We start from the raw sequence: 22,189 nt of genomic DNA on the forward strand, positions 1-22,189 counted from the left end.
GAACCAGCTAGATGCCGCTCTGCCATAGCAGAGGACCGCGCGGCAACCTCTTGGACGATCACTTCACGGTTTCTGCCTAAGAAAATCGAAATCGCACCCGGCAGGAGCCGGCAGAACACTGTCTCTATAAAGCTTGCGGTAACCGCGGTCCCAGCCGTCTGGGCTCCGGACCAAATCGGATCGGCGTCGATCGAGTTCTTCCGGCGTTACCAGAATGTCGATGGATTTCGAAGACGCCGACAAACGAATCCTGTCACCATCCCGAACTAATGCGAGCGGTCCGCCGAGTTCTGCCTCGGGCGCAACGTGCAGCACAATGGTACCGAACGCTGTGCCGGACATTCGCGCATCTGAAATGCGCACCATGTCCTTTACGCCCTGGCGGGCCAGTTTTTTCGGAATGGGCAGGTAACCCGCTTCCGGCATGCCGGAAGCGCTGCGAGGCCCTGCGTTCTGCAACACCAGAACGTCGTCGGCTGCCACGTCCAGATCGGGGTCGTCGATCCTATTTGCCAAATCTTCAAGCGAGCTGAAAACGACCGCTCGGCCTTCGTGTTCAAGAAGCTCTGGCGTTGCTGCGGCACGTTTCAGGATGGCTCCATCTGGTGCCAGTGTTCCCTTCAGCGCGATTAAGCCGCCCTTAGGATGGATCGGATCGTCAGCTTTGCGAATAACTGCATGATCGATCGGGTCGGCTAGTGGTGCTGTCAGCCTGTCGCCAAGGCTCCGACTGGTGACGTCGATCGGTGTCTTGTCGAGATCGGCGGCGAGTCCCTGCAGAACGCCGTCAAGCGCCCCTGCTGCGTAGAAATCTTCCATGTAGCTCGCACCAACCGGCTTTAGGTCGACCAGAACCGGCGTTTCATCGGAAAGGCTGTTGAAACGGTCGAAGTCAATGTCGATCCCCATGCGGCCTGCGATCGCGGCCAAGTGAATGACTGCATTCGTCGATCCGGAGATAGCCAGCAGCACCCGGATGGCATTTTCGACCGAAGCCCGTGTGATCAGCTTGTTTGGCGTAGGCCCGCCAGTAAGGGCCATCTTGACGGCCAGCGTTCCACTTTCCTCTGAAGCGCGCAAACGGTCTGCATGAACCGCCGGAATTGCGGCTGAACCCGGCAAGGCAAAGCCCAAGGTTTCGGCGATCAGCGCCATGGTCGAAGCAGTCCCCATGACGGCACATGTTCCGGCAGTCACGGCTAGCCGGCCCTCGATCTGGTTGATCTCCTGTTCGTCGATGTTGCCTGCCCGGTATTGCCCCCAGAAACGTCGACAATCGGTACAAGCCCCCAGCCGCTCGCCTCGGTGCCTGCCCGTCATCATGGGGCCTGCAACAAGCATGACCGCAGGCTTTCCGGCGGAGGCCGCCCCCATCAGAAGCGCAGGAACGGTTTTGTCGCAGCCGCCCATCAGGACGACGGAATCCATCGGCTGGGCGCGGATCATCTCTTCAGTCGCCATGGCCATCAGGTTGCGATAGACGAGTGAAGTCGGGTTGAGAAACACCTCGCCGAGCGAGATAACCGGAAAGGGAACTGGCAACCCCCCCTCAGCGAGAATGCCGCGCTTCACCGCTTCCAGCATTTCTGGAAAATGCCGGTGGCAGTTGTTGAACCCGCTTTCAGTGTAGCAGATTCCGACAATCGGCTTGTCGAGAGACTTGCCCGTATAACCCATCGACTTGGCGAAGGAACGGCGCAAGTAGCGGGCAAATTCCGGATCGCCGTAATTGGTCAGACCGCCGGTGATCCCCTGCGGCCCCTTTGGCTGATCAGACATCGAGCGTCCCTTTCAGGAATTTGTGCCGTGTGTATTTGGGCGTCAGGTAATCGAGAATGCCGAGGCTGCCGCCTTCCCGCCCGAAACCGCTTTCCTTGATACCGCCGAAAGGCGCCTCCGCGGTCGCAAGCAGGGTCTCGTTGATACCGACCATACCGGCTTCAAGCGCCTCCGACGTGCGCGCCGCCAGGTCGCTGTCACGGGTAAAGACATAGGAGGCAAGGCCGAACTCGGTGGAATTGGCTCGCTCGATAACCTCGTTGAAGCTGTCGAAGGCGGTTAGCGGCGCCACCGGCGCAAAGGGTTCATCCGACATGATGCGGGCCTTGTCCGGGACGTTGCCGAGAACGGTCGGCTGCAGGAAATGGCCGGTGTTATGTTCGGGAGGCCTTCGGCCGCCGGTCAGGAGTTCGGCACCGCAATCGATCGCATCCTCGACGAGCGACAGGGCGGTCTTCAGTCCCCGCGCCCGGATCATCGGCCCGGTTGTCACGGTTTCTTCGAGGCCATCGCCCACCTTCAGGCCTTGCGCATACTCCGTAAAGGTTTCGGCGAAGGAGGCGTAGATGTCCCGGTGAATGTAGAAGCGGGTCGGCGAAATGCAGACCTGACCGCAATTGCGGAACTTGGTTGCGGCCAGCTTATGCGCTGCCGCCACCGGGTCGCTGTCGGGATAGACGATCACCGGCGCATGACCGCCAAGTTCCATCGTCACCTTCTTGATGCCTTCAGCCGCCTGACGAAGAATGCTTCGTCCCACCTCAACAGATCCGGTCAGCGATACCTTCCGGATAACCGGTGAAGCGATCAGGTCTCCCACCATCGGCACGGCCGATCCGGTCAGGATCGACAGGACACCTGCCGGCAGGCCTGCTTTCATCAGGGCTTCGCCTATGGCGAAACAGGACCCTGGTGCTTCGGAGGCCGGGCGCGCGATGACGGGGTTGCCAGCCGCCAGTGCTGCTGCGATCTTCCTGGACGGCAGCAGCATCGGGAAGTTCCAGGCCGACAGCGCCAGGCACGGGCCGACCGGCTGATAGGACACGGACAGGCGCTCGTCTGGATTCCGCCCCGGAATGATCTGGCCGTAGATCCGCTTTGCTTCTTCGCCATACCACTCGAACTGATCGGCGCTTGCCTGCACCTCTGCACGGGCTTCGGCTAGCGGCTTGCCGGTTTCGGTGGACATGATGCGGGCATAGGTCTCGGCATCGTCCTTGAGATTTTCCGCCGCCTTTCTCAGGATGGCGGCCCTTTCCCAGGCAGGCACACGCGCCCAGGCCGGTGCGATCGAGGCGCAGACCGACAGGGCAAGATCGATATCCTTCCGCCCTGCTGCCGGGATCCGCCCGATTTCCATCTCGCTGACGGGGCTGATCACGGCAAGGGTCCCGCCATCGGCCGCAGGGCGCCATTCGCCTTCGACCAGAAGGCCATACTTCTCGAACATCTTGAAAACTCCCTCGCCGTCAGATCAGCGTTTTGGCGTATTTTGCCTGCACGTCGGCACACCAGTTGCCGACATTCCAGCTTCCATAGGCGCCCATGCCCCCGAGCGGGTCCGGACCGTAATAGACAGGCAGGTGAATAAGGCTCAGTCCCTTATGGGCATGCGCTTCCGCCAGCGCCGCCTTCAGCGTTTCGCCAGTGTAACCACCCCAAAGGGCTTTGAGACCCTGCACGGAGGACGCCATCCGGACATAGTCCACGGCGACGCCGTCATTGGTGCGGTAGTCCGTGCCATACTGCGAAAGCTGCAGATGGCTTATTGCCGCCATCCGGCGGTTGTCCATCAGCAGAATGGTGCCGTGGACCCCATGCTCGACGCCGTCAATCAGCACTTGCGGGTTCATCATGAAAGATCCGTCGCCGGTAAAGGCGATGGCATACCGGCCCTCATCCGCAAGCCCGCCGGCCAGGAGGGCCGAGACGGCAAAGCCCATGTAGGAGGCTCCGGATTCGGTGAAGGTCTCGCCCGGACGGTTGTCCTCGACAACCTGAAAGCCGTTGGCCTGGACGTCGCCGGCATCGAATATCTTCAAGGCCCCGACATCGCGCGCAAAAAGATCCGCCACATGGATTGCCTGCGGCTGAGACAGGCAGGTCTCCGGCCAGACATCGTCCGAAAGCGGGCCGGACGTGTAGCGGGCGGTCTTGAAGGCCTGCCACTCGGCTTTCCTCGCGGCGCAGGCCTTCAGCCAACCGGCCTTGTTGTCCTCTGCTCGAAGCCGGGTCGCCAGCGCCGCCAGGATCACGCCCGCATTTCCCGCCAGCGCCAGGGTGTTGTTGTAGTGCTGAACGTCGACGGGATCGGCATTGATGTTGATGACGGCCTTCGCCTTCGGCCAGCCGATGCCGGAACAGTCTGACTGGCAGACGCCGCGGCTGCCGACGAACACCACCAGCTCCGCTTCCTCCATGGCATAGTTGCCGCTGATCGAGCCCTTGGACCCGCCGACATGCATGTTTTGCGGATGATCGTCCGGCAGGACCCCGGTCGACCCCGGGCTGAGGACGACGGCTGCACCTGCGGCTTCCGCAAAGCGGCAAAGTTCCTGCGCCGCGCCGCGCGCCCCTCCCCCTGCCTTGATCGCGACCTTTTCAAAAGACCCGATGAGCGCTGCGGCCCTGTCGAGCACGTCCTCGTTCGGAATTGCCGCTGCCCCGAAGACAGGCCGTGCCGGAAGGGCATCGAGCCGCAGCGAGACCGTTTCGGGCTGCGTGTTCAACGGCAGGTTCAGATAGAAGGGTCCCGCTTTCCAGGGATGGAAGACAGTCCCGGCACCGCGCCTCAAGGCATCGCGCAGGGCCTCGGGTGCATGCAGCGTATAGGAGGTTCCCATCGCGCCGGTGATCTGCGCGAACAGTCCCTGTTCGGGCTTGGGCACCTGCTGCATGTTGTAGCCTTCGCCATGCGTCGTCTCGTCCCCATAGATGTGATAGAGACCGACACCGTTGGACGCGGCCGCCAGAGATCCGGCGAGAGCCTGCAGCGCACCGGGTCCGATGGACGTGATCACGGCGCAGGGTTCGTCGTAGAACCACCGCAGCGCCGTACCCGCATGAGCCATTTCAACCTCGTTGCGGAACTGGAACCCCTTGACCAGCCCTGCGGCCTCATAGATCCGCAGGGTTTCGCCGAGTTCGGTCGAGCCGTGTCCGAGGATCATCAGATACTTGCTGACCCCTTGCCGCAGCAGCCCGAGCACCAGTGCCTCCGTAAGGGGCAGAGAAACGACATCCGACAGCACGCCGCTCTCGATTGCCGCGTTCAGCCCGCCGGCTGCCGCCAGCCATGCGGCCCGTTTTTCCCGCGTGTCCGGAAAGGCGCTCATCAGACATCCCCCCCGAGGCTGACCGTCCGGCCTTCACGGGCGGACTGTTCCGCCGCAAGGGCGAAGCGCAGCACGGACCGGCCCTGGCGGGCGGTCAGCACCGGGTCGCCGCCTTCATGCAGGACATGGAGGAAGTGGCGGGTCGAATGAATGAAACTCTGCTCCCAGCCGGAAGGAATGTCGGTGTATTCCGTCACCTTGCCATCCCGGAAGTGAACCAGCGGCGCGCTGTTGCCGATGCTGCCGTGGCCGCAATTGATCCAGAGAACGCCGTGGGTGCCGGTAATCTCGACCCGGTCGTCCTGGGCATAATATTTCCCGGCGATTTCGAGTTCCGGCGAATAGACGATTTCCAGATTGCCGATCCGGTTGCCGGGGAAGCGGAACGAGATGATGGACGGCGCATCGAACAGACCGCCATCGGGACGTTCGGTATGGTGGATGAACGCGTGCACTTCCGAAGGCATGCCCATGAAATGCCAGGCAAGGGCAAACTTGTGATGGCCATCGTCGAAAACAAGCGGGCCACCGCCCGCCATTTCCAGCTGCTGGCGCCAGGCATCGGCTTCCTTCGGAACTTCCCAGGCGGTCTTGCTTTTCCCCGGATTAGACTTGATGCGGATCGAGAGCGGCTCACCGATTGCCCCCTGGCCGATCAGCTCCTTCGCCTTCATGACCGGCGGATGGAAAATGAAGTTCTCGAAAATCTTGAACGGCCGGTCGTGGGCTTCGGCCGCGGCAACCAGCTGGTCCGCCTCCGCGAGGTTCATGCACATAGGCTTTTGCAGGGAGACGATCTTGCCGGCTTCGATTGCCTTCAGCGCCGCAGAAAGATGCAGATGATGCGGCAGGAGCAGTTCGACCAGATCGACGTCGTCCCGTGCCAGAAGGGCTTCGTAATCCTCTTCGATTGCCGCATCGGTGCATCCCCAGGCCGCCGCGCGCGAGCGGGCCAGCGCCGGGTCCCTGTCGCACAGGGCGGTTATGCGTCCGCGCGGGTTCTGCGTGTATTCGATGGCGTGGAGATCGGAAATGCGACCTGTGCCAACAATGCCAACGCGAAGAGGCGTCTTGCTCATATCATCTAGGCTCTCTGAATGGGGTAAGTGGAGTGGCGCGCACCAGCTCGCCGAGTTCTTTCAGGCGGTCGTCATCGACCCTGACCGACGGACCCGAGACACCGAGCGCCGCGATCATGCGGTCCCGGACATCGAAAACAGGCCTGGCGGCACAGCGAATGCCGGGTGCAAATTCTTCATCGTCGATTGCGAAGCCGCGGCTCCGGGTTTGGGCGAGTTCCGCCAAAAGCGCGTCTTCGTCCGTGATGGTTTTCGGCGTGTAGCGGGGACGATCCGCCGGCAAGGTGGCATTGCCGAAGGACAGGAACGCCTTCCCCAGCGCCGTACAGTGAAGCGGGGAAAGGGATCCTATCGGGTGATCGACCTTCAGTGGCAGGATGGAATCCACCTTGTCGATGTACCAGACCCGCGTATCGACCAACACGGCCAGATGAGCGCATTCACCCGTCTCTCGCACCAGCGCTTCCAGCGCGGGCCGGCAGCGTTCCTTGCAGGCAACCACATCGGACAGCGAATGCTCGTGGCCGCCGCCATTGTGACGGTCGGAAGCCACATAGCGGCGGGATCCGTCCTGGGCCGCATATCCGGACGCGACCAGGGTCTTCAGAACATGTGAGGCATTCGATTTGTCGACGCTCAGTTCGTCTGCGATCTCGGTCAGCCGCATTGGCTGATCGGACGCGTGGAGCAGGTCGAGGGTTCGCAGGCCGCGGGTAAGGGATTGAAGCAGGCGCACGGATTTCACTCCTTTGGGAAACGCATCGCGTGGAGAAAGTTCACTTATGCTGTACTTATTGTTTAACATAGTCAAACTTATTTGGTCCGTGAGCCGATTTTTCTTAGTTATCGCGGTTGAAATTGAAATATGCAACACTTTTTGTTGACATAGGCGAAATCTTTTGTACGTATGGCGAAGTTGTTGGCAAAATAGTTCAGCATATGTAAACTTCTGGGAGGAGTTCCGATGATACGCATTACTCGCCGTACCTTGCTCGCGTCCGCAATGGCGGTATCCGCGGCCGGTTTCGTCTCCCCGCTGCATGCGCAGTCCGGGGACGTCACGATCAGCCACTATTTCACCGGCGAACTCGGCCTGAAGGCCTTCGGCGAGCAGATCAAGCGTTACGAAGAGGCGTCCGGCTACACACTCAAGGACAGCCCGGTTGGCCACGAGGACTACAAAACGGACATTCTCGTGCGGGCGTCGGGCAACAGCCTGCCGGACGTCTTCAGCTACTGGGCGGGGGCGAGGGTTCAGTTCATTGCCGATTCAGGTGCTTTGCATCCGATTGACGACATGTGGGACCGTGCGGGCCTGAGCGATGTCATCGCCGGCGCCATCGCCGCCAGCGCAACGAAATACAACGATCACCGCTACCTGGTGCCGTTCAACTATCACTATGCCGGTGTCTTCTATAACAAGGCGGTTCTCGAAAATGCCGGCGTCAGCGACATGCCGACCGACTGGAACGGCTTCCTGGCCCTGTGCGAAAAACTGAAAGCTGCTGGCGTCGCGCCGATCGCCCTCGGTTCGGCAAACCGCTGGCCAGCGCAGTTCTGGTTCGACTATCTGCTGCTACGCACCGCCGGCCCCGAATACCGCGCCCGGCTGATGGCGGGCGAAGCTTCCTATGACGATCCCGAAGTCCAGCGTGCCATGGGCATGTGGAAGGACCTGACGGACAAGGGCTACTTCACCGAAAACGCCAATGCCGACACCTGGACTGATGCTTCGGACAAGGTTGCGCGCGGCGACGCCGCCATGACCCTTATGGGAACGTGGATCACCGGCTACTGGAACGGCCTCGGCCTCGTTCCGGGCGAAGACTACGATTTCTTCGCGTTCCCGGTCATCGACGACGGTCTTCCGGTAACGTCGGTCGGACCTGTCGACGGGCTCGTCATTGCCGCCAACGCGGCCAATCCGGAAGGCGCCGAAGCGTTTCTGGAGTTCATGGTATCGAACACGGACGTTCAGGCCGACTGGAGCAAGGCCCAGGGTGCGCTTTCAGCCAACGTGAATGTCGATCCTTCCAACTACAATCCGGTCATGCTCAAGGCATTCAACACGGTCGACAAATCAGAGGTCTTCGCCTTCAACTACGACCTTGCCACGCCGCCGCCGGTCGCCGAAGTCGGCTTGTCCATGTTTGCCCGTTTTATGGACGATCCCAACAAGGTGACGGATATCCTGTCGCAGGCTGCGACCGACGCAAAAGCGGCATTCGAACAACAATAACAATAATATTTGCGGGCTGACTGCGGCACCGCTGCCAGCCCGCAACTCTGGAGAGGTCAATGGAACGAGAAAACCGAATCTGGCGCCTGATCCTTCTGGCGCTTCCTCTGCTTGTCTTCTCCGTTCTCGTAATCTGGCCGTTGTTGAGTTCGTTTTATTACAGTTTCACCAACTGGAACGGGTTCAACAGCGACTATGACTATGTCGGTTTTGAGAATTTCATCCGGATCTGGACGGACCGGCTGTTCTTCAACGCCATCGTGAACACCGCCATCTGGATGGTCGCGGCAATCCTTTTGCCGACCGTTCTCGGTCTGGGGCTGGCGCTGCTGCTGGATTCCAAGGTCCGGGGCGCCAAGGTTTTCAAGACCATCTTCTATCTGCCCATCTGCCTCTCGGCCATCGTCGTCGGGCAGATCTGGGTCTGGATCTATCAGCCGGACTGGGGCCTTCTGAACACCGTGATCGAGCAGATTACCGGCGGCCGCTTCAACTATGCCTGGCTCGCCCGGCCTGACAGCGCGCTCTATTCCGTCATCGTCGCCTGGTCCTGGCAGCAGACCGGCCTTTCCATGGTGATCTATCTCGCCGGACTGACGGCAGTGCCCTCTGATCTTCTCGAAGTCTGCGAGATCGAGGGCGCTTCGGTCTGGCAGCGTGTCCGCCATGTGCTCATCCCGCTTCTCACCCCATCGACCGTCGTCGTGGTCGCGCTGTCCGTGATCAACTCCCTCAAGGGCTTCGACATCCTGTTCATCATGACCGGCGGCGGCCCGTTCAACAGTTCCGACACCCTTGCAATGCACATGTACAACGAGAGCTTCCGGAAATACTTCATGGGTTATGGCAGCGCGATTTCGGTGGTGCTCTTTCTGATCGCCCTGACGATCATCGGCCTATATTTCCGCCAGTTGAAGAAGGTGGACGAAATCTATGGCTGAGCTTGCCACCTCTTCGGTTCCGCGTCGTTTCAATCCGTGGCCGGTGACGATCTTCCTGATCCTGTGTTGCCTTGCCGTCCTGTTCCTGGCCCCGACGCTCGGCGTGGTGCTGTCCTCGGTCAAGACCACGCGGGCGATTGCCCTCGGAGACCTGTGGTCCCTCCCCGACACGCTTTTTCTGGGCAACTATGTAGAGGTGCTGAACAATCCGGCGGTGCATCGGTATTTCCTCAACACCCTGCTGGTCACGGTGCCCGCGACCATCGCCTCGACCGCTCTCGGGGTTCTAGCGGGATATACCTTCGCGAAACTGCCGTTCCGCGGATCGAACCTCCTGTTTCTTCTGATCGTCGCCGGCATGTTCTTTCCGCCGCAGGTCATTCTCGTGCCGCTGTTCCGGCTGTTCAACGGCCTCGGGCTCATCGACACGCTCTGGCCTATCGGTCTGGTGCACACCGCGCTCGGGATCCCCATCTGCACCCTGCTGATGCGCAATTTCTTCGCCACTGTTCCCAATGCCCTGCGGGAAGCAGCCATCCTGGAAGGTGCGAACGAATGGCAAGTCCTGACTCGCGTCGCCCTGCCGCTCAGCCTGCCCGCGCTGGCTGTGCTCGCCACGCTGCAATTCACCTGGATCTGGAACGATTTCCTCTGGCCGCTGATCTTCACGCAGTCCGACGACATGCGCACGATCATGGTCGGCATCGTCAATCTGCGCGGTCAATACACCGTTGCCTGGGGAGTCCAGGGAGCGCTTTCGCTGATCGCCAGCCTCCCGACCCTGCTCATCTTCCTCTTCTTCCAGCGCTACTTCATCAAAGGTATGACAATGGGCGCGGTCAAAGGATAAGCCATGGCTGAAGTCACTTTAAAAAACATCCGCAAGTCCTTTGGCTCGGTCGAGGTCATCAAAGGCGTTGATCTCGAAATCGGACAGGGCGAGTTCGTCGTCTTCGTCGGGCCGTCCGGTTGCGGCAAATCCACCATGCTACGAATGATTTCCGGGCTTGAGGATGTATCCTCAGGATTCATTCAAATTGATGGTGTCGACGTCACGCATGTCGCGCCGTCCAAGCGCAAGCTTGCCATGGTATTCCAGTCCTACGCCCTGTTTCCACATCTGACTGTGGCGGAAAACATCGGCTTCGGCCTCAAGCTGAACAAGGTCCCAAAAGCAGAAATCGAACAGCGTGTGCGCAAGGTAGCTGAAACCCTGCAGCTGGAAATGTTGCTGGATCGGACACCCCGGCAGCTATCGGGCGGCCAGCGCCAGCGTGTTGCCATTGGACGGTCCATCATTCGTGACCCACGCGTCTTCCTGTTCGATGAACCGCTGTCTAATCTGGACGCTGCCTTGCGCGTGCAGATGAGACTGGAGATTGCCCGGCTGCACAAGGACCTTAAGAACGTTACGATGATCTATGTGACCCACGATCAAGTTGAAGCACTTACGCTTGCGGATCGGATTGTCGTCTTCAATGGTGGAAAGATCGAACAGGTAGGCACACCCATGGAGCTCTACCACAACCCGATCAACACCTTCGTTGCCGGCTTCATCGGGGCTCCAGCCATGAACTTCCTAGACGGGACTGCTGGTGACAACGGCAAGGTGACGGTTGGAGACCTGGTACTGACCCCGACCAGACCCACCGGTCTGCGCGGTTCGGTGACCGTGGGCATCCGTCCGGAACATCTTGATCTCGTGTCGTCCGCAAGATCGGACTTCACGGCAAAGGTCAGCATGATCGAGAAACTCGGCGCAGAGACCCTGCTCTATCTCGGTGTGCCTTTCACCCGTAACGTTCTAACTGCACGTGTCGACGGAACGCTTTCGATCGAGGAAGGCGACACAGTGTATCTTGCGGTCAACCGGAACGCGGTTCACACTTTCGCAAATTGATATAAGGCGAAAACCTGACAAGAATAGAATAGAACTTTTGGCATTGCCAACTTATTCTGGTTGGCGAGCGTTGTTCCCCGTTTTGGACGGGCTTGATGATGTAGACGTCCACCGCTGCCTTGCTGTGGGAAGGTGGGATTTCCTCGATCCTCCAGGAGGCGTCAATGTCTGAAGTTCACATAATCGGCTTTGATCTTGCGAAGTCTGTTTTCCAGGCCCACGGAGCTGATGGATCAGGCGAGGTTGTTTTTCGCTAGCGACTGCGGCGGAAATAGGTTTTGGCCTTTTTCGCTGATCAGCCGCGCTGTTTGGTTGCAATGGAGGCTTGCGGTAGCGCCCATTACTGGGGGCGTGAGCTTGCTCGGCTCGGCCATAAAATGAAGTTGATACCACCAATCTACGTAAAGCCGTTCGTAAAGCGCCAAAAGAACGATGCTGCGGATGCCGAAGCGATCTGTGAAGCAGCCAACCGTCCGACAATGCGCTTTGTGCCGGTGAAGAGTGAAGAACGTCAGGGCATTGTGGTTTTGTTACGCACGCGAGAAATACTGATCCGGCAGCCCACGCAGACCATCAATGCATTGCGCGGTCATTTGGCGGAATTTGGTGTGATTGTTCCTAAAGGTGCAAGCAATGTTGCAAAGTTGATAGAGCGTATTGCCTCTCCTGAAACCTCTCTTCCCGAAGTGGCACGAGCAGCCCTGAGTTATTCAACAGACAGCTTGTTGCGATTGGAAGATCAGGTGCGGGAACTGGATCGTAAGATTGCCGATCTCGCCAAGGCGGATGAAACGGCGCAGCGGTTGATGACAATTCCTGGGATTGGTCCTTTGATTGCCGTTGCCATGGCGGCCCTGGCTCCTCCGCCAGAAACTTTCCGGCGAGGACGGGACTTTGCAGCTTGGTTATGACTGACTCCGAGGCAAAACTCAACAGGTGGGAAACAGGGGCTGGGGGCCACGACAAAGATGGGAGAACGCTCCCTGCGTCGTCTCCTGATTATTGGTGCAAACAGTGTGGTTTTGTGGTGCTCAAAGAAAGGAGTTGCGCCGGGAACATGGCTTGAGGGGATGCTCGCGCGCAAGCCAGCTACGCTGGTGAGAGTGGCGCTAGCGAACAAGATGGCACGTATTGTCTGGGCGATCATGCCAGGCAATCAGACATACCAGGCTCCGGTTGCTCAAACATAATAAAGCAAGCGACTGCGGAGGCGGCGGCGCAAGAGAGGTTTTTGGAAGTTTGGCGCAACAATCGTGGGATGGGGTCGGGAAAACCAATTTGCGACACAGTGCCTTTGAGCACGTGGGCTTGATTTGGACTCGACCTTCGAACACCATACGGGCCAGCGGCAGTTGAAAGGCCGCATTACAGGCCGGACACATGTCAGAACCCGACCGTGCCAGAAAAATCCAAAAAAATTCTCTTGAAATTCGGGCGTCTACACATGTCGCAAAGTTTTTCGCGTTAGCCACGCCTTGAGATTTGGCTGTTGAAAGGGCGCTCCAGTATTTGGAGTTCCGCATCATGATTTTGAGTGCCATCGTAGAAAAGCTGAAACGCCAATCGAAGGATGACTTCAAAGGCAGACAGTGCGAGGCCTGGCTGATCATCCAAACAGTCTCCTGCTACTTGCGTGATCTGCTGAGCCATCATGACTTGGAAGAAATGTTCCTGGAACATGGCTTTGAAGTCGATCACAGCACCATCAACCGGTGGGTTCTGACCTACGCTCCCCTGATGGAGAAACGGTTGCGGCGTTTCCGCAAACCGCATTGCGGCTTGGTCCGCGTCGATTAGACCTATGTGCGCATCAAGGGCCAATGGCGCTTTCTGTATCGGGCCTTCGACAAGCATGGAAATCCAGTCGATTTCCTGCTCACGGCGAAGCGCTATCTGAATGCGGCCAAGCGGTTCTTTCGAAAAATATTGAAGGATGCCCCGCTGCTGTCACCGTGCAAAATCGGCACAGATGGTGCCAACACTTTTCCTCCGGCTATCGGGGATGCGGTTGACGGCGGCCTGCTTGCTCCGGATCCGGTGCACTATGTGACCAAACATTTGCAACAGGGTATCGAGAGCGATCATTTCAGGGTGAAAAAGAACATGCCCAGGGTCGGTGGGTTCTGCTCGTTCAACTCAGCCAGAAAATCCATCGCCGGTTTCGAAGCCATGCTGTGGCTCAGGAAGGGCTTCGGCTTTGTCAGTCAGTGAAGCGTCCGCGAACAGAACGATCTGCTTGCGGTTCTCTTCGGAATTGAAAAAGTTAACGAAACCTGAAAGGGCTCCCAAAACGGGAGAAACTTGCCCGAAGGAAAAAGTTGCGACACGCCCGCCTGATTAGCAACATTTGCTTGATTACACCAATATTGATGGAAAGGCTTAAAAAGCAAATGGAGGGTAAATCTTTTCTTGAGACAGGCGCTCTACTTCTTGCATCGCGTCATAAGATAACACTGCATGAAGAACTAAAGCCAATGAGAAAATTGCGACGCTGAGGTAGAGTTGTTGAAAGAGCCGCATGATTTAATTTCTTCTTGATACGTATTTTGTAAGTTGTTCCGGATACGGGGGATTAGCTAATCCACTAGCCATTATTCGACGCGAGGTTTTCATTCTCAGTCTAAGAAAATCACTATTTGAACGGATACGCAAGAGAGACACTGCTGCAGGTTGGTCGAGCCAAATCATGCTCTATTTGCGCGTTTAGCCGATGGGAGCATCACGCGTGCCCCGCAATTTTGCCCGCTTCACATCCATGCATATTGCGTAGTTGGCGATAATCCCACAACACCCGATGTAAAAAATACCGCCAATCAAAACGAACTCTCCTGGAATCGGACCAATATCTGCACGCTGAATAAATTCATCCAATGTCGAAACAGGCAGAGGGTGTACAAAAATTTTTCCCAAGTAAGCAATTGCCTGAATCGTTAGGATCCAAAGATAATTTCTTCGTATCCGTCTACCCATAGCGATGAAAAACGACACATGATACTGAGGTTTGATGTAGTCGTGTGCAAGAGTATGCTCCCAGTTTTTTTCTGTTATAAGTATTCCATCAATAAGCATAGGTGCATAGAAGTGTGTTTCCATCCACCGAGCGCGCGCGCGCCAAACATTGAAGTAACGATAACGCCGCGCTTCCAATATCAGAAACAGCCAGATCAATATTCCAACAAGGAGTAAGGGTAATGCTGATGCTTCTGCGGAGGCGTAGGTAACTGAAAGAGCCACTCCTAACGTTACAACAGCCCAGTTGGTCGTCGTATCGAGCCGAGTTCTCCAAATGGTACTGCGATAGACCTCGCCTCGGTACAAATGAGCCAATGCTCCAATTTCGGCAGCAGTAAATTCGCGATTAGGTTTATTCCGAGTGTCACTTGCCAACGAAACGTTTATCATTTCTTCTCTTTCACGATGCGAAACCCGGTGTTTGACGCGGACGCATCGGCCGAATTTGCGTGACGCGCAGCAGTTCTATAGCGCGAACAATAGCTTTCATGGCAAAGGAACGAACCGCCGCGCTGGGACTTCCAGTTGCTTCCGTTGGCAAAAAATGGTTCGTGTCCTTTAGTTACGGCGTGATAGTCGGAAGAGAAATCATCTCGGCACCACTCCCAGACATTACCGACAATGTCGTGTAAGCCAAATGCATTGGGCGGATAGGAACCTGCCGGTGAAGTTCCGACGAAACCATCTGCGGCGGTGTTCAAACCCGGGAATCTTCCCTGCCAGACGTTGCACATGTGAACGCCTCCGGGCTCAAGATCATTGCCCCAAGGATATCGAAGGCTTTGACGCCCCCCCCTGGCGGCAAACTCCCATTGCGCTTCCGTCGGCAAGGCACCTCCGGCCCAGTCCGCGTATGCTAACGCATCGTTCCAACTGATGTGCGTCACTGGGTGATTGCCACGGTTGCAAATGCTGCTATCGGGACCTTCCGGTTTCATCCAATATGCTCCTTCAACCAGATACCACCAGGGCGTTTCTTGAGCTATATTTCTGACATTTATCTTTTCACGCGGTGATAGAAGGAGATGGAACACGAATGATGTGCCGCGCCTCTCAGCATCTGTCAGATAACCTGTTTCGATAGCAAACTTTGCGAATTCCCTATTGAGTATCGGTGTCTGACTGATGCTGTATGGATCGATGGTTACCTTTCTTGGCGGCCCCTCTCCATCCTCTGGATAGCCCTCCTCGATAGGGCCGCCCATGGTGAAGGCACCACCAGTCAACTCAATCCAGTCGATTTCTACTACGATTGGTGAACCACGTTCCAACCGAGGTTGGGTTTGAAGTGCAGAGGCGCTTCCCAGCCTTGGACAACAAAATGCCATTTCAGAAGCCAAACAATCTCGGCAGCCAGAGAAAAATTTGCGGTACGAACGTCACAAGAAGCAAAACGATCGCCATGGCTACAAGGTATGGAATAGAAGCGCTGAATACTTTGTGCACTGGTACGCCCGCTATGCCGCTGGATACGAACAGACATAATCCTACTGGTGGTGTAACCAGTCCCAATGCAAGACATAGGCATGTGAACAAGCCGAAGTGAACCGGGTCAATACCATATGAGACAGCCAAGGGCGCGAAGATTGGTACCAGCATTACAATCGCGGCAGCCTGTTCGACGAAAAGACCTATCAAGAGAAAAATCACAAGCATCAAAGCCATGAAAACATGCGGGTTTTCGGTGAATCCTTGCACGAACATGCTGATAGTTTTGGGAACCCCCTCAATTGTTAGCCACCATGTAGAAACATTGCCAAATGCGATGATTACCATAACGACTGCTGACACAATAACGGTTCGTTTCATAGCTTCATAAACACGGCCGGGCGTAAGTTCACGGGTAACGAAAAAACCGATCAAGACAGCATAGACTATGGCAAGGCAGCCAGCTTCTGTAGGTGTTGCTATGCCTCCTACAATTCCTCCCACCATAATGATAGGAAGAACGGCTGCTATCATGAATCTACCAAGAATTCGGAGGACATCGCGAAGGCGGTATGTTTCCTGGTTTACTGGATAGTTTTTTCGCCTAACTATGAATGCAGTTGCGGCTAATAGAGACGTGCCTAGCAGGATCCCTGGCACGATGCCGGCCAAAAAGAGTGCTGCGATGGATACGTTTCCCGCTGCAAAAGCGAAGATCAACATCGTCAGACTTGGAGGAATGATTGGCCCGACAACAGAACTGACAGCCGTCGTCGCTGCAGCAAGCTCTGCGTCTCCATATTCCTTTTCAGTGGCCTTTATCATCATTGAACCGACTGCACTTGTGTCGGCTATAGCAGATCCGTTAATGCCACCAAAAAACATGCTCACAAGAATATTGATGTAAAGCAAACTACCTTTGATACGGCCAACCAACAACCTAGCAAAATCCAGCAGCCTTTGCAGAATGCCAGAACCGCCCATCAGTTCACCGGCTAGGATAAACAACGGAATTGCCACCAGCGTGAACTTGTCTAAACCTGTCCACAACCGTTGCGCAAAAAGTGGTAGTGGTTCGCCTCCTATCCAGAATACCACAAGTGTTGAAAGGCCTAGAGCGAAGGCTATTGGAACAGAAGCAGCGATCAGCAGTAAGAAGGTCGCGAGGTAAAGTGCAAGCATTTCTTAGGCCCCCGTTACCGGCAAGTGTAATTTATTCAACGGACGGGTTATGTCTGTTAAGAGGAGATATGCAGAAATAACGGTTTGAACCAGGGCATAAAGGGCCCCTGCGGGAACCGATAAATACGGAATCATCATACTGATCCCAAAGACGAACGGATTTGAAGAATTGCGGGCGCTCCAAGCATTGATCAAGCCGTTGTAACAGACCGTTGCAAACAGAATGGACAACAAAATCGCCATAGATATCACAATCCATCTATACCAGCGTGACGGCATGACATGATGAATGATGTCGACTAAAACGTGCTCTCCTTCGCGGATCGCAAGCCCGACCCCTAAAAAAGCCATCCATTGCATCAGATACTTGGACATCGTATCGGCGAAATTCAGCGGCGTGAAAATTACGAAACGTGAAAACACCGACGCGCTGATAGTAATGACAATTACAGCAAGGAATGCAACGCACAAGGCCGTCACACTGAATGCAAGACAACTGTCTAGGGACTGAATTTTACTTCTGAAAGCTGGACTTGGCATAGGAACACCAACTATAAAATGATGTCGATTGGCCCGCTATTGAAAGTAGCGGGCCCACGGTGTTTAAATTCATGTTCGAGATCAGTTTACTTTGTAGCCCCAACCATCATCACCAATCTCGCCCGACTCTTGACGGATCAAATCAATCTTTTCCTGACTCATGCCTTCATTTCCAACGAATTGTGGCCAAACAGTTTCGATAGTTTTTTCCCGAACTTTCCTGTATTCCGCTTCCGGCAAGCTGTAGACCTCGACGCCTTCTTTTTTCATCGCTGTGATGTTTTCGGTAATGAAGTCACTCACAAAGGCGATGTGCCACTGACTGGCTTCCTCTGCTGCTTCTTCCAACACTTTACGAACGTTTTCGGGGAGTTCAGCGTATTTCGCATCGTTTACAACAAGGACGAGCGCATAGTTTTGAAAGTTCAAATCCAGGATGTAGTTGATTAAATCTCCTTCGTGGAACTTCGCCGAGTAGAAGCTCGCAAAGGGAACCGTTAACCCGTCTACCATTCCCAATCGAACGGCTTCCGGTGTCTCAGGCCAATCCACGGTCACGCCCGCTGCCCCCCAGCTTTGGTGAGCAGCTATTTCGAGTGGAGAGCGCGAGGCACGGAACTTCATGCCTTCTAGGTCGGCTGCAGTTTCAATCTTCTTTTTAGAAGTTCCGACTTCACGTGGTCCGCCGATCTCAAAAGTCTTGAACCAACGCAACCCGACTGGCTCGAGTTCCAAATTTACTTGCTTTTGAACTTTCTCACTGCTCATTGTGTTTAGCAACTGGGTCCGTGACTCGAACAAGAAAGGGAAATGAAACACCTCGAACGCTGGTGTAATCGTTGCAAGATTCGCGAAGCTGTCGGCGGCAAAGTCCAGATGACCGTTTTTTACTGCCTCGAATGTTTCGACACCCGAGCCGAGTTGGCCGCCATGAAAAACCTTTACTTCGATATCGCCATTTGATTTTTCAGAGACAAGCTCGGCAAACTTGTTGAGGCCGTATGCCGTAACATCCGTGTTGGACAATACATTTGCCAATCGGAAACTATACTCTGTTGCCTGAACGGATGGTGTGCCGAAGGTGAGAGCCAATACAACTGAAATCGGCCCAAGAAAACTCCCCGGTTTTCTGTAATCTTTTTTCATCTATTCCTCCCTAAGTTCACTGATGATGTGGCCCTGTTTCAGGAGCCTTCTTCCTCCCAGAAAGCTGCTTCATTGCTTTCATGCAGAAATTCGAGAATTTTTTCTCTTGGAATAACACCACAGCGGTCTGCCCAAGCCTGGTAACGTGCAGCCATTTCCGCTACCAAGTTTTCGTTCTGGCCAGCCAAATTGTGCATTTCGGTCCGGTCTGCATCCATATCGTAGAGTTCCCAAGAGTCTGGATATTTGCGCACAAGTTTCCACTTGCCGTGACGTATTGCGGCGTTGCCTTCATGCTCCCAAAAAAGAGGGTTTTCGCGATCGCAGTCTGCTTGAAAGGACTGAACCAGGCTGATCCCTTCACACGGTGGAATAGCGTGACCGCGTCTGCTCTTTGGATAACTCGCTCCGGACACTTCTAAAATAGTTGCCATCAGATCAGGAAGCTGTCCGGGAACATGTCGGATCCCAGCCTGCTGAATTCCATTTGGCCAATGGATAATCAACGGTGTTGAAATTCCACCTTCATGAACCCAGTGCTTATAAAGGCGGAATGGTGTATTGGAGAGGTTCGCCCAGGCCGTACCGTAGCTTTGGTAGGTATCCTCACCGCCAGGCATGATACTCGGGTCGTTCCCGATCTTTACAGGCCGGCCATCTCGTGTCTGATATTGGGCGATCATTAATTCTTCGACTAATTGCCGCGGTTCCACATCCTTCGGTATGTCCTCAGCACAGCCGCCGTTGTCTGACAAAAACACGATCATTGTATCTTCATACTGGCCTGCTTCTTCGAGCGCTGTAAGTATCTCGCCGATTCCTTGGTCCATACGGTCGATCTGGGCTGCATAGACCTCCATAAGCCGAGTCAACCAAGCTTTTTCGTTAGCTTCCTTGAACGGAGGCTGGGACGGATCGCGATCCGTCAACTGCCAGGATGCATCGATCAAACCTGCATTAACGAGACGAGCAAGTCTTTGTTCGCGCAGTAAATCCCAGCCTTCGTCAAATCGGCCCCGGTACTTCTCGATATCTTTTTCGTGCGCGTGCAACGGCCAATGAGGTGCTGTATAAGCGACGTACATGAAGAATGGCTCTTCCGGATGCTGCTCACAATGAGTCTTAATGTAAGCGGCCGCTTGGTTGGAGATTGCATCGGTGTAGAAAAATTCTGGGTCGTCGATCGCTTCCTGCTCTATGTTTTCACAGCCACGCGTTAAAGTGTTTGGGAGGTAGAAACTTCCAGCCCCGATGACTGTGCCATAAAATTCGTCAAAGCCGCGCTCAGTTGGCCACGTGCCGTTAGGCTCTTTTAAGTTCGAAGAAACATGCCATTTCCCACTCATGTAGGTGCGGTATTCGGCGGACTTCAGAACTTCTGGAATTGTGACACAATTCTCTGTTAGGTTACCAACATAACCCTCAGGCCCGGTTGAATAGGTGAGTATACCAATGCCGGTCTGATGCGGATGAAGGCCTGTCAGCAGGGAAGCTCTAGATGGGCTACACCGCGCTGTGTTATAGAACTGGGAATACCGCAGGCCCTTCAGGGCGAGACAGTCCAGATTAGGCGTATCGATCTCTCCGCCATAGCAGCCGATATCGGAAAAACCCATGTCGTCGTTTAGAATGACAATAATGTTGGGCCGTTTCATTGCAGGCTTATCCCCTAGTGTTGCTCTGACTGCTATTGCCGCGAGTAAGGTTTATGGTGAATTGAAATTTTTCGGGTTGATAAACTGAACGAAGAAATTCGACGGCACGCCCATCATCAGCAATAGTTGCTCGTTCCATGGAAACTAGTGCTGTTGGTTTTTGAAGACGTAGATCGTTTTTTTCTACTTCATTTGAAATGCAGGCCCCAATAGTCTGCGTTCCTTCCTTGATTGTTATCCCAAAATCAAGCTCAAACACTTCATACATACGGATCGTTGTGAGATCTTTTTGTTGAAGTTTCAGACCAACATCGGGTGGATAGAAAGCATGCTCAATAGCTACCGGGTTATCGTCCGCATACCGAACACGTCGAAGTTGCCATACAACGCGCTCACCCAAGGCTTGTTGAACTGATACATCCGGACACTCAACCATTCCTTGATGTGTGATTTTAGCGCCTGGTTGGAACCCGGCCTCTTCCAGCAGCTCTTGATAGCCGAGCAGGCGCCCTACCCATCGCTCCGAGCTGTTGTTTCTCAGGAATGTCCCCTTCCCCCTCGTACGATCGAACAAACCTTCCGCCACTAGTGGAGCAATAGCGTTGCGAATTGTGACTCGACTAACGCCAAAGTGGCTTATCAGCTCAGCCTCAGTCATCAGACGTCCGTCTGTATCCACTATTTCGCCGGCGATTGCCTGACGTCGGATCAGTTCTCTAATTTGAGCATGTAGTGGCTCGTCGCTTGTATATTGCATAGCTTTAAAAGTTACTACTTTTGATCATTGTTGCGCATTTGTAGTAACTTTTCTTGCTTGTGGCAACATGTTTTTTTGACCGGCTAACTGAAAGCACACGTCCTGAGAGGACGCCGGGGTATTGCCATTTGTGGACAGCCCCGGTTCTGCAAGAGTTGGGGCGTTAGCTGGCCTTCTGGATCATGTTCGGCACCAATCACCCTCGTGAATCCGTTCCCACGCTCTGATTCCAATCATTCATTGGACCGCTGTTCGGGATCCTCGAGAATGAGATCGTGGAGCCCGGTAACGATCTCCTTCTTCGGCGATGTCACGTTCACGACATCGGGACGCGATTGGATTTATGACGCTGTTGTCAGCGGCCGATGGTTACAGCGTTACATTCGGCCATGGCACGCAGGAGATGACTGCGAATGCAAAGAGCGGAGCGAAGTGAGCGAAGCGGGACGAAAAGGTTGCGGACGGCGGAGAAGATCGAGATGAAACGCTGCAGGCTTCCTGCTAAACGAAATTCCTGCATTGAACGTTCCCGTTTTCTCAGCGGCACGTGCGAATTCTCTGCACGGTTATTCAATCCCTTGTGCGAGCGGTGTTCGACGGTGGGCATCGTCTGTCGCCCGGCGGCCCCATAAGAACGCAACTTGTCGGTGATCATCCGTTTTAGCGCGATAGCCTGCTTCTTCAGAAGCCGGGTTAGCAATCGCCTGGCGACCTTGGTATTGCGCCGAGTTTGAACGATTTCGTCCAGCACGTATCGATCCAGATCGATGGCTCGCCAGAACCAGTGTTTCTTGCCAGTAATAACGATGCGGATCTCATCAAGAGACCAGACATCACTGGGGAGTGGCTGCTTGCGGTGTAGGTCACGCGAATAGGCAGGGCCGAACTTCCTGCCCCAGCGTCGGACCGTTTCCTAGGAAACCGACATGCTGGCTCCAACAGCACTTCCTCGATCAGACGGGGCTTCAGTGGGAACCGATCATACAGCCAGACGGCGTGTGCGATGATCTCGGAGGGGAAACTGTGGCGCTTGTAGCTGGCAGTTACGGTCTTCATAGCCAACCTATCTCGCAAACACCTGCCTCGTCGTTAACGTGACAAGCCCGGTGACGTTGTTGAAGCCGGGGATCTTTTGTTCAGACTGGACGACACGGTGACCGGCGCCAATCTCGCAGTCATCACCAAAAAGTTGCCTG

The 22,189-nt window shown here is 55.3% G+C and carries 16 protein-coding genes and 3 pseudogenes; 6 read left to right on the plus strand and 13 right to left on the minus strand.

Annotated elements, in window-relative coordinates; translation table 11 throughout:
* Positions 1 to 63 precede the first annotated feature (63 nt).
* Genes FIV03_RS28130 through FIV03_RS28150 form a run of 5 tightly spaced genes read right to left on the minus strand, consistent with a single transcriptional unit; the run spans position 64 to position 6,929 of the window.
* Positions 64 to 1,779, minus strand: a complete 1,716-nt coding sequence (locus tag FIV03_RS28130) for a dihydroxy-acid dehydratase (protein ID WP_023000295.1) — start codon at positions 1,777 to 1,779, stop codon at positions 64 to 66.
* Complete coding sequence (locus FIV03_RS28135) at positions 1,772 to 3,229, minus strand: NAD-dependent succinate-semialdehyde dehydrogenase (RefSeq protein WP_152512146.1); 1,458 nt, start codon at positions 3,227 to 3,229, stop codon at positions 1,772 to 1,774. Before FIV03_RS28135 ends, FIV03_RS28130 begins: the two co-directional genes overlap by 8 nt.
* A 19-nt stretch (positions 3,230 to 3,248) precedes the next feature.
* Positions 3,249 to 5,114 (minus strand): thiamine pyrophosphate-dependent enzyme, encoded by a 1,866-nt coding sequence (locus tag FIV03_RS28140; RefSeq protein ID WP_173014027.1) that lies wholly within the window; start codon positions 5,112 to 5,114, stop codon positions 3,249 to 3,251.
* Positions 5,114 to 6,193, minus strand: coding sequence for a Gfo/Idh/MocA family oxidoreductase (locus FIV03_RS28145; protein WP_152512148.1), 1,080 nt, complete (start codon positions 6,191 to 6,193; stop codon positions 5,114 to 5,116). The genes FIV03_RS28140 and FIV03_RS28145 overlap by 1 nt, the downstream gene beginning before the upstream one ends.
* A gap of 1 nt (position 6,194) precedes the next feature.
* Positions 6,195 to 6,929 carry an IclR family transcriptional regulator gene (locus FIV03_RS28150; RefSeq protein WP_031269047.1) on the minus strand — a complete coding sequence of 245 codons (735 nt, stop codon included), beginning with the start codon at positions 6,927 to 6,929 and terminating at the stop codon, positions 6,195 to 6,197.
* 228 nt (positions 6,930 to 7,157) lie between these two features.
* Here FIV03_RS28150 and FIV03_RS28155 point away from each other — a divergent pair, with 228 nt between their 5' ends.
* The 6 genes and pseudogenes from FIV03_RS28155 to FIV03_RS28180 all read left to right on the plus strand — a co-directional run bounded on the left by FIV03_RS28155 (position 7,158) and on the right by FIV03_RS28180 (position 13,550).
* Positions 7,158 to 8,432, plus strand: a complete 1,275-nt coding sequence (locus tag FIV03_RS28155) for an extracellular solute-binding protein (protein ID WP_152512149.1) — start codon at positions 7,158 to 7,160, stop codon at positions 8,430 to 8,432.
* 59 nt (positions 8,433 to 8,491) lie between these two features.
* A complete protein-coding gene (locus FIV03_RS28160) occupies positions 8,492 to 9,373 on the plus strand; it encodes a sugar ABC transporter permease (RefSeq protein WP_152512150.1) in 882 nt (293 codons plus the stop codon).
* On the plus strand, positions 9,366 to 10,223 hold the full coding sequence (locus FIV03_RS28165) for a carbohydrate ABC transporter permease (protein WP_152512151.1): 858 nt from the start codon (positions 9,366 to 9,368) through the stop codon (positions 10,221 to 10,223). The genes FIV03_RS28160 and FIV03_RS28165 overlap by 8 nt, the downstream gene beginning before the upstream one ends.
* Positions 10,224 to 10,226: 3 nt before the next feature.
* Positions 10,227 to 11,273 carry a sn-glycerol-3-phosphate ABC transporter ATP-binding protein UgpC gene (gene ugpC / locus FIV03_RS28170; RefSeq protein ID WP_023000287.1) on the plus strand — a complete coding sequence of 349 codons (1,047 nt, stop codon included), beginning with the start codon at positions 10,227 to 10,229 and terminating at the stop codon, positions 11,271 to 11,273.
* A gap of 260 nt (positions 11,274 to 11,533) precedes the next feature.
* Positions 11,534 to 12,463, plus strand: a pseudogene (locus tag FIV03_RS28175) (IS110 family transposase).
* Between the two features lie 334 nt (positions 12,464 to 12,797).
* Positions 12,798 to 13,550, plus strand: a pseudogene (locus tag FIV03_RS28180) (IS6 family transposase).
* 426 nt (positions 13,551 to 13,976) lie between these two features.
* Here FIV03_RS28180 and FIV03_RS28185 read toward each other — a convergent pair.
* The 8 genes and pseudogenes from FIV03_RS28185 to FIV03_RS28220 all read right to left on the minus strand — a co-directional run bounded on the left by FIV03_RS28185 (position 13,977) and on the right by FIV03_RS28220 (position 22,049).
* Positions 13,977 to 14,675 (minus strand): DUF2270 domain-containing protein, encoded by a 699-nt coding sequence (locus FIV03_RS28185; protein WP_051990158.1) that lies wholly within the window; start codon positions 14,673 to 14,675, stop codon positions 13,977 to 13,979.
* Positions 14,672 to 15,625 carry a formylglycine-generating enzyme family protein gene (locus tag FIV03_RS28190; protein ID WP_200863768.1) on the minus strand — a complete coding sequence of 318 codons (954 nt, stop codon included), beginning with the start codon at positions 15,623 to 15,625 and terminating at the stop codon, positions 14,672 to 14,674. The genes FIV03_RS28185 and FIV03_RS28190 overlap by 4 nt, the downstream gene beginning before the upstream one ends.
* Positions 15,615 to 16,895 carry a TRAP transporter large permease gene (locus tag FIV03_RS28195; RefSeq protein WP_152512152.1) on the minus strand — a complete coding sequence of 427 codons (1,281 nt, stop codon included), beginning with the start codon at positions 16,893 to 16,895 and terminating at the stop codon, positions 15,615 to 15,617. The genes FIV03_RS28190 and FIV03_RS28195 overlap by 11 nt, the downstream gene beginning before the upstream one ends.
* Positions 16,896 to 16,898: 3 nt before the next feature.
* The gene (locus FIV03_RS28200) at positions 16,899 to 17,366 is read right to left on the minus strand and encodes a TRAP transporter small permease subunit (RefSeq protein ID WP_173014026.1); all 468 of its coding nucleotides are present in this window, start codon (positions 17,364 to 17,366) and stop codon (positions 16,899 to 16,901) included.
* Positions 17,367 to 17,516: 150 nt separating this feature from the next.
* On the minus strand, positions 17,517 to 18,581 hold the full coding sequence (locus FIV03_RS28205) for a TRAP transporter substrate-binding protein (protein ID WP_152512154.1): 1,065 nt from the start codon (positions 18,579 to 18,581) through the stop codon (positions 17,517 to 17,519).
* A 38-nt stretch (positions 18,582 to 18,619) separates the two neighbouring features.
* Positions 18,620 to 20,236 (minus strand): arylsulfatase, encoded by a 1,617-nt coding sequence (locus FIV03_RS28210; RefSeq protein WP_152512155.1) that lies wholly within the window; start codon positions 20,234 to 20,236, stop codon positions 18,620 to 18,622.
* 7 nt (positions 20,237 to 20,243) lie between these two features.
* Positions 20,244 to 20,993 (minus strand): GntR family transcriptional regulator, encoded by a 750-nt coding sequence (locus FIV03_RS28215; protein ID WP_152512156.1) that lies wholly within the window; start codon positions 20,991 to 20,993, stop codon positions 20,244 to 20,246.
* Between the two features lie 355 nt (positions 20,994 to 21,348).
* Positions 21,349 to 22,049 (minus strand): annotated as a pseudogene (locus tag FIV03_RS28220) (IS6 family transposase).
* Positions 22,050 to 22,189 lie beyond the last annotated feature (140 nt).

The organism is Labrenzia sp. THAF187b (assembly GCF_009363375.1).
Taxonomy (GTDB): Bacteria; Pseudomonadota; Alphaproteobacteria; order Rhizobiales; family Stappiaceae; genus Roseibium; species Roseibium algicola.

Bases quoted from the DNA above. Each gene is read 5' to 3' on its own strand.
- FIV03_RS28130 (WP_023000295.1), bottom strand. From the start codon at position 1,779: ATGTCTGATCAGCCAAAGGGGCCGCAGGGGATCACCGGCGGTCTGACC.
- FIV03_RS28135 (WP_152512146.1), bottom strand. From the start codon at position 3,229: ATGTTCGAGAAGTATGGCCTTCTGGTCGAAGGCGAATGGCGCCCTGCG.
- FIV03_RS28140 (WP_173014027.1), bottom strand. From the start codon at position 5,114: ATGAGCGCCTTTCCGGACACGCGGGAAAAACGGGCCGCATGGCTGGCG.
- FIV03_RS28145 (WP_152512148.1), bottom strand. From the start codon at position 6,193: ATGAGCAAGACGCCTCTTCGCGTTGGCATTGTTGGCACAGGTCGCATT.
- FIV03_RS28155 (WP_152512149.1), top strand. From the start codon at position 7,158: ATGATACGCATTACTCGCCGTACCTTGCTCGCGTCCGCAATGGCGGTA.
- FIV03_RS28160 (WP_152512150.1), top strand. From the start codon at position 8,492: ATGGAACGAGAAAACCGAATCTGGCGCCTGATCCTTCTGGCGCTTCCT.
- FIV03_RS28165 (WP_152512151.1), top strand. From the start codon at position 9,366: ATGGCTGAGCTTGCCACCTCTTCGGTTCCGCGTCGTTTCAATCCGTGG.
- ugpC (WP_023000287.1), top strand. From the start codon at position 10,227: ATGGCTGAAGTCACTTTAAAAAACATCCGCAAGTCCTTTGGCTCGGTC.
- FIV03_RS28185 (WP_051990158.1), bottom strand. From the start codon at position 14,675: ATGATAAACGTTTCGTTGGCAAGTGACACTCGGAATAAACCTAATCGC.
- FIV03_RS28195 (WP_152512152.1), bottom strand. From the start codon at position 16,895: ATGCTTGCACTTTACCTCGCGACCTTCTTACTGCTGATCGCTGCTTCT.
- FIV03_RS28205 (WP_152512154.1), bottom strand. From the start codon at position 18,581: ATGAAAAAAGATTACAGAAAACCGGGGAGTTTTCTTGGGCCGATTTCA.
- FIV03_RS28210 (WP_152512155.1), bottom strand. From the start codon at position 20,236: ATGAAACGGCCCAACATTATTGTCATTCTAAACGACGACATGGGTTTT.
- FIV03_RS28215 (WP_152512156.1), bottom strand. From the start codon at position 20,993: ATGCAATATACAAGCGACGAGCCACTACATGCTCAAATTAGAGAACTG.